The sequence below is a fragment of the Bacillota bacterium genome, assembly GCA_040754675.1.
In the GTDB taxonomy this organism is placed as follows: Bacteria; Bacillota; Limnochordia; order Limnochordales; family Geochordaceae; genus Geochorda.
The window spans coordinates 1-4,941 of sequence record JBFMCJ010000305.1; the positions used below are offsets into that span (position 1 = coordinate 1).

At 67.3% G+C, this 4,941-nt stretch carries 6 protein-coding genes; 3 read left to right on the forward strand and 3 right to left on the reverse strand.

Annotated features, from left to right (window positions below; genetic code table 11):
* Together AB1609_15445 and AB1609_15450 are read left to right on the forward strand one after the other, a co-directional pair.
* Positions 1 to 364 (forward strand): nucleotidyltransferase domain-containing protein (locus AB1609_15445; protein MEW6047848.1); only part of this gene is annotated, 364 nt, incomplete at its 5' end.
* Positions 357 to 860, forward strand: a complete 504-nt coding sequence (locus AB1609_15450) for a HEPN domain-containing protein (protein ID MEW6047849.1) — start codon at positions 357 to 359, stop codon at positions 858 to 860. The genes AB1609_15445 and AB1609_15450, both read left to right, overlap by 8 nt.
* A gap of 42 nt (positions 861 to 902) precedes the next feature.
* Here AB1609_15450 and AB1609_15455 read toward each other — a convergent pair whose 3' ends face one another.
* The 3 genes from AB1609_15455 to AB1609_15465 all read right to left on the reverse strand — a co-directional run bounded on the left by AB1609_15455 (position 903) and on the right by AB1609_15465 (position 3,743).
* Complete coding sequence (locus tag AB1609_15455) at positions 903 to 1,547, reverse strand: ERCC4 domain-containing protein (protein ID MEW6047850.1); 645 nt, start codon at positions 1,545 to 1,547, stop codon at positions 903 to 905.
* Between the two features lie 106 nt (positions 1,548 to 1,653).
* Positions 1,654 to 2,250: a GTP cyclohydrolase I FolE gene (gene folE / locus AB1609_15460; protein MEW6047851.1), complete on the reverse strand. Its 597-nt coding sequence runs from the start codon at positions 2,248 to 2,250 to the stop codon at positions 1,654 to 1,656.
* Between the two features lie 506 nt (positions 2,251 to 2,756).
* Complete coding sequence (locus AB1609_15465) at positions 2,757 to 3,743, reverse strand: coenzyme F420-0:L-glutamate ligase (GenBank protein MEW6047852.1); 987 nt, start codon at positions 3,741 to 3,743, stop codon at positions 2,757 to 2,759.
* An 839-nt stretch (positions 3,744 to 4,582) separates the two neighbouring features.
* Between AB1609_15465 and AB1609_15470 the strand changes: the two genes are divergently transcribed.
* The coding region (locus AB1609_15470; GenBank protein MEW6047853.1) for a GntR family transcriptional regulator at positions 4,583 to 4,941 on the forward strand (359 nt) is incomplete at its 3' end.

Below are 4,941 nucleotides of genomic sequence, written 5' to 3' on the forward strand. Positions count from 1 at the left end.
GGCTGGGGGCAGGTGCCTCGGGAGCATGGCACAGCAGGCGTGGAGGACGAGACTGCAGCGAGCGGTCGAAGAGGCGGTCCGGCAGATCGTGGCCGGGTACGACCCCGAGCGGATCATCGTGTTCGGTTCGGTGGCGCGCGGCGATGTGCACGAAGACAGCGACATCGATCTCCTCGTCGTCAAGCGAACCGACCGGCCGTTTCTCCGGCGCATCGACGACGTGATGGCCGTGGTCGACGTTGCTGTCCCCGTCCAGCCTCTGGTTTACACCCCCGAGGAACTGGACCGGCTCGTCCAGGAGCGGCGCGACTTCATCTGCACCGCTCTGGAGGAGGGGAGGGTCGTGTACGAGCGACCTGGGTGATCAGAATGAGCGGGAAGCGCGCCGCTGGCTTGCGACAGCAAACCGGGACCTCGAGGCCGCGCGCTGGAACCGGGCCGGTGAGTTCTTCAACACGGCTTGTTTTCAAGCTCAGCAGGCTGTGGAAAAGGCGCTCAAGGCGTTTCTCCTGGCTCACGGCGAGAGGAATGTCCGGGGACATTCCGCGCTGGAGCTGCTCGACCGCTGCGTCGCGTTCAGTGCGGAGTTTGCGAGATTTCGCCAGGATTGTCGCGTGCTCGACCGCCACTACATCCCCACCCGTTATCCAGACGCGCTCCCTGAGGGAAGCCCTCACGAGGCGTTCGGCTCGGATGATGCCGACGATGCCATCCGGCGGGCCGATGGGATCCTTACGGCAGTTCGGGAGTCTCTCGGACTCCGGCAGGACGCTGTAGAGGCAGCGGATTCAGAGGAAGATAGCGCGTCAGCGGAGGACATCCGGGAAAACAACGGAGGCAACTCGCCCCCTCATCAATAAGAACGCCTGCAACGCCCTGGCTGCGGGGTCCCTACCGCGGCGCTAACCCAGGTCCCCGGGCGGCCGGCCGGCCAGCGAGGTCAGCACGCTGTGGATACGGCGCGCTCTGGCCTTGCCGACGCCTGGCACCTGCATGAGCTCGTCCGGGGTGGCGGCCATCACCCGCTGGACGCTTCCGAAGTGCGAGAGGAGCACTCGGGCAAGCTGTGGGCCGATGCCGGGGAGCGATTCGACCACATAGCGCGCCTGTTCTTCGAGCGCCACCGCCGGCTTTCGGGCGTGGAGCGAGGGCTCGTAGCCCAGACCCTGCTGTTCCAGGCGGGCGAGCGCGGCGAGGATGCCGGCTGTGTCCTCCAGATCCCGGGTGACGAGCACGGTGAGGCCGCCCATGACCAGCATCGCGATCTGAAGGCGAACGAAGTCGGGCGGGAGCGTGCGGCCCGCGTAGAGGTAGTAGCCCTCGACGATGAGGATGGGGCGCTCGAAGTTGGTCCGCAGGGCCGCGAGCTGCCGGTGCAGGCGCTTGCGCATCAGAGAGGCGAGCAGGTCGTCGGTGCGCTTGCGTTCGACGCCAATGCGGCGGCTGATGACAAAGTCGCCCACCGGGAGTGGCTGAAACTCCACGGTCACCCCGCGGCTTTCCAGCGCGTCCACCAGAGCCCGCTGGCGCTCGTGCACGTCGGCCACGATACGGGGGCCGCCTGCAGAGAGCGGCGATGCAGGCAGGGTATGTGAAGCATTGGAGCTATTCGGCGAGGACAAAGCGCCATCTGTCTCCTTCCGGGACGAGTAATCAGCCGGGCCTCCGGTGCGAGAGGAGCGAAAGCAACGCCGCCCGCTCGGCCGGATCCCGGTCGTACAGGCCCCGGACGGCCACCGTCACGGCCCGGGAACCCTCCGCTCGGGCGCCCCGCATCACCATGCACAGGTGCACGGCCTCGACGACCACCACCACGCCGCGGGGCTGAAGGCGCGACTCCAGGGCGTCGGCGATCTGGTGGGTGAGGCGCTCCTGCACCTGAGGGCGCCGGGCGAAGCCGTCGACCAGCCGGGCCAGCTTCGAGAGTCCGGTGATGCGGCCCTCCGACGGCAGGTAGGCGATATGCGCCCACCCGGTGAAGGGCACCAGGTGGTGCTCGCACATGGAGTGCACGGGGATGTCCCGAACGACCACCAGATCCCGGGCGCTCTCTTCCTGGACGACCGTGAGTTCGGCGGCGGGGTCGGCCCGCAGCCCCGAGAAGAGCTCCAGGTAGAGGCGGGCGACGCGTTCAGGCGTCTGGTCAAGCTCCGGCCGGGACACGTCCTCGCCGATGGCCTCCAGGAGAGTGCGAACGGCCTCTTTGAGGCGCTCGAGGCGCGCCTTGTCCGGCCGGTCTTCCGATCCCATGGCTCGACCCCCTTGCCTCTGACGGTGCGCTGCCTGTGGCGGTGCGGTGCAGCTGTCGGAGCCGCCTGTGTCCCGATTCGACTAATAGGGCAGCCCGGGCATTTTACCACGGCACTCGCCGGCCCGGGGGAAGGACGCCCCGGGGACGAGCTGGATGATTCATCCAAAAGAAACGTACATTGCAAAGCGTGGAATGTGACGGTATACCTCTCCGAGCGCGCCCCGTACCTTTTTCGGCCGTGGGGTGCGCCCGTGGCTCAGTTTAGCACGGCGGGGAGGGTTGGTCCGGGTGCCGGCGGCAGGTTGCACTTCCCGCTCTTTCCCGAAGCGACTTCGTCGCACGAGGTGTTGAGCACCCACCGTTCGAGTTCCCGCTGGCTCGGTGCAACGACCCCAGTGAGGCTCGACTTGCCCGGCACAGCCTGAATGGAATCATCCTGTTTCCGCTCGCTTGGGCCCGGACCTCGGACGGCGGCGAAGGGCCTTCGACTCCATAGAGCTGCTCGTCACAGTGCGCTGGACGTGGAGGGTTTGCCGGTGGCTTCGCCCGAGGGGTACGGCGCTGCTCGAGGGCGGGAGCGACGCCCCGCCAACATGGCCGCCGCCAGCCCCAGCAGCCACCGCCACCCGAGCACCCGGACGGAGTGGCTCAATGTGAGCCGGACGATCGGCCGCACTTTCTCGGGCGCCGGCCGGTAACCCGCCATCCCGCCCTCGAACGGTTCGTAGGGGAACCCCCGCACGAGCACGGCCGGGAAGCCTTCGGCTGTCTGGCCCATGATCAGCGCGGCCGCCGATGCGAGTTCGTGCGTCACGAGGTCGGCCCCGCCGAACTTCGGCTTCCCCAGCCGGTCGGGGGCGCCGAACTTGCCGGCGGCGGGCTTGATGCCGTACGAGCCGCGAGCCACGTCCTGCGTTCCCAGGCCGAGCGTGTACTCCGTGTCGGTCACGATCACCGGGATGTACAGGCCTGTCATCCGCCGAACTCCCTCGGCCAGCTCCCGGGCGGCTTGGTCGGGGTCGGGGGGAGGGTAGCTCACCTCGCCGGCGGGGTGGTTGGAAGCGTCCACCCCGGCGCTCGAGTACACGTCGCCGTTTCGAAGGGTGAAGATCTCATAGGGGAAGCGCTCGATGAGCCGCGCCACCGCTTGCGGGTCGGAGCCGAGCTGGGCCGGTTCGACAATGCCTTCCCGCATGAACTCGGCCAGCGGCACGACAAACAGCGTCGCCTGCGACTGCCGCAGGACCACGTCCACGAACCGGGCGTCAAGCCCCGTTCGAGCCGCCAGGCGCCGGGCGGCGGCGGAGGGCTGGACCCTGGCCAGCTCCACCAGGTACCCCTTCGCCTTGGAGATCACCTTGCTCGTGACGACCAGCACGTCGCCGGCCTGAAGCCCGCCGCAGCTGGTCCGTGCGCTTTCGGCCAGCAGCGCGGCCAGGTCATCGCCTGGCCGAACCTCGGGCAAGGCAAGCCCGAACAGCTCGACTTTCATCTCTCCGGCCCTCCTTCGGCCGGCGCGGGCCCCCCGCCCGCCGGCGGCTGGCGTCAGCCCCATGATCGCGCCGGGGAGCCTGGCTGACAACGATGGGGCACGGCGACGGCGTTCTTCCCTGCAGCCCCGGGGCGTCTCTCAGCAGCGTCGAATGCACGTCTAAGTCGGTCTCAAGATGGGTGCGGGCAAGCCGTATCTCTGCATTGCATTCGGGAATGTGCCTTCCTGCAATTCCCACTCCCGGGGCAATCGCCCGCCAAGCAAGACCAGTTTGGGGCACCGACGACTTCAAGTCTTCAACGGCCTACGTAAGCCGACACGTCGTGGTGATTCAACCAGCCGGGAGCGTCATCAGAAGAAATGCCCGGAGAGTCGTCAGCGGCACTGTGGGGGCGCGCATGAATTGAACCAGCCCAGCCTTCAGTGTGAACGTCAAAGACCGGCCCTTTCCCACTGCGATTCCCCTCGAACGCCTGAGGGCCGTGGCGTGACGGGTTCTCTCGCCGCCCTGACATGTCGCTCTCCGGGCGCCGGGATTGGCCCTCCGGCTGGGCATGTCGCACCCTTTCCCTGGATGGTCCGGTCGCTGGGTTCATCTACCGTCAATTGCAACGGTAACACGGGTAGGACAGCCGTCACGCTGGGTGCGTCGCCCTGGTTCTCCCGTAGCAGGATCGGCATCTGTTGACTGGGTAAGGAATAGCCGGGGAGAGTGGCTACGACGTCTTGAGCCTGAGGCTCCGAGTTGACAGCAGCATGGCCGGCCTGGTATAGGTAGGGGGCCGAAGCGGCGACGAAGGTTGATGCTGTCGGCCTGGTCGGGGAGGACAAGATGGAGCGTGCATTCCGGCAAGAATCGGCTCGTCATGTACCAGCAACTGAAGGAGGGGATTCTCCACGACATCTCCTCGGGACGTCTGGGCGCGGGGGCCAAGCTGCCCTCGGAGCGAGAACTGTGTCGCGCCTACTCGGTGAGTCGCGTCACGGTGCGCCGGGCAATCCTCGACCTGGTATCGGAGGGCATCCTCGAGACGGTGCCCGGGAAGGGTACGTATGTACGGGGTCTCCGGCAGGGCAAGAATGCGACGGGGTACATCGCTTTCGTACGGTGCGTGCGGGCGGCGAGGGCGTCGTCCATCACGGATGACGTGTTTTACCCCGCGATTCTCGCTGGTCTCGAAGCAGCCGCTGCCGCCCG

What these genes read in the sequence shown, in the direction of transcription:
- folE (MEW6047851.1), bottom strand. Translation starts at nt 2,250, where the DNA reads ATGGGATCGGAAGACCGGCCGGACAAGGCGCGCCTCGAGCGCCTCAAA.
- AB1609_15465 (MEW6047852.1), bottom strand. Translation starts at nt 3,743, where the DNA reads ATGAAAGTCGAGCTGTTCGGGCTTGCCTTGCCCGAGGTTCGGCCAGGC.